The sequence below is a fragment of the Mesorhizobium sp. M7A.F.Ca.US.014.04.1.1 genome, assembly GCF_003998745.1.
Classification (GTDB): domain Bacteria; phylum Pseudomonadota; class Alphaproteobacteria; order Rhizobiales; family Rhizobiaceae; genus Mesorhizobium; species Mesorhizobium ciceri.
The window spans coordinates 1-1,307 of sequence record NZ_RZRW01000993.1; the positions used below are offsets into that span (position 1 = coordinate 1).

Annotated in this window: 1 protein-coding gene and 1 pseudogene; both read left to right on the forward strand. The window is 67.0% G+C overall.

Going from position 1 to position 1,307, the window contains the following annotated elements; translation table 11 throughout:
• A partial coding sequence (locus tag EOA22_RS33870) for a polysaccharide biosynthesis C-terminal domain-containing protein (RefSeq protein WP_206521483.1) occupies nucleotides 1-557 on the forward strand: 557 nt, incomplete at its 5' end.
• A pseudogene (locus EOA22_RS33875) lies at nucleotides 557-1,307 on the forward strand (GNAT family N-acetyltransferase); the annotation flags it as partial. The gene EOA22_RS33870 and the pseudogene EOA22_RS33875, both read left to right, overlap by 1 nt.

Consider the following 1,307-nt stretch of genomic DNA (forward strand, 5'->3'; position numbering starts at 1 on the left):
GCGCCTATATGGACCCCAATGACGTCGCCGTCTATTTCGCCACGGTGAAGACCCTGGCGCTGGTGCATTTCGTCTACTTCGCCGTCAAGGCCGGCGTTGCCCAGCGCTACGCCCAGTTCACCCATGGCGACCCGCAAAGGCTCGCCGCCTTTGCCCGCGAGACGGTGTCGTGGACGTTCTGGCCTTCGCTGTTGATGGCGCTGCTGGTGCTGGCGCTCGGCGAGCCGATGCTGGTGCTGTTCGGCCCGGAATTCAGCAGCGGCTATCCCTTGCTGTTCCTGCTCGTCTTCGGCGTCGCGGCGCGCGCCGCCGTCGGCCCCTGCGAAAGCCTGCTGACGATGAGCGGCAACCAGAACATCTGCGCCGCCGTCTATGCCATGACGCTGGCCTTCAACATCGCCCTCAACGTGATGCTGATCCCGATGTTCGGCCTGTGGGGCGCGGCCATGGCCACCGCCTTTGCCATGATCTTCGAAGCCGGCGCGCTGTCCTTCACGGTGTGGCGCAAGCTCGGCATCGTCATGCTTATCTTCGTGCCTGCGAAAGGAGCCGCGTGATGGCTGCCATCCCGTTGCTTGAGGAAACCAGCGGCGGCACCGCCGGCGCCATGGTGTCGGGCCTTGCCGGGCTGACCCGTGACGCCGACCCCGCCCATATCGAGATTCTCGCCAACAACCGGCCCGAGCGCAAGCTCGCCATCTACCCGGCATCCGCCGGTTTCGACCTGGTCGAGGAGCTGGATTATCTCTGCGCCCGCACGGTCGAGCCCAACGTGTTCTTCAACCCGCGTTTCCTTGCGCCCGCCATGCCGCGGCTGGAAGATCGCGAGGTGCGGCTGGCGGTCATCCGCGACGGCGACGAATACCGCAACCGGCTGCGCCTTCTGGTGCCGTTCTCAGTGGAACGGCCGGTGGTGCCGCTCGGCGTGCCGGTGATGCGCACATGGTCGAGCCCGTTCGGTCCGCTCGGCACGCCGCTGGTCGACCGCGACGACCCGGTGGGCGTCGTCGAGGATTTCTTCTCGATGCTGTCGCGCCCGCATCTCAAGCTGCCGAAAGTGTTCGTCCTGCCCGATGTCCGGCTCGATGGCCCGGTGGCGAGCCTGTTTGCCACCGTGGCCGAGACGCGCGGCCTGATGCTGGTCACCACCGGCCAGACCCTGCGCCCGGCGCTGGAGAGCGAGCGCGACGGCGATGATTATCTGAAGGCCTCGCTGCGTTCGCACCATTATCGCGAATTCCGGCGGCTGAAGCGGCGCCTCGGCGACCTCGGCAGGCTGGAGCATGTCGTGGCGCGCGGCCCCGAAG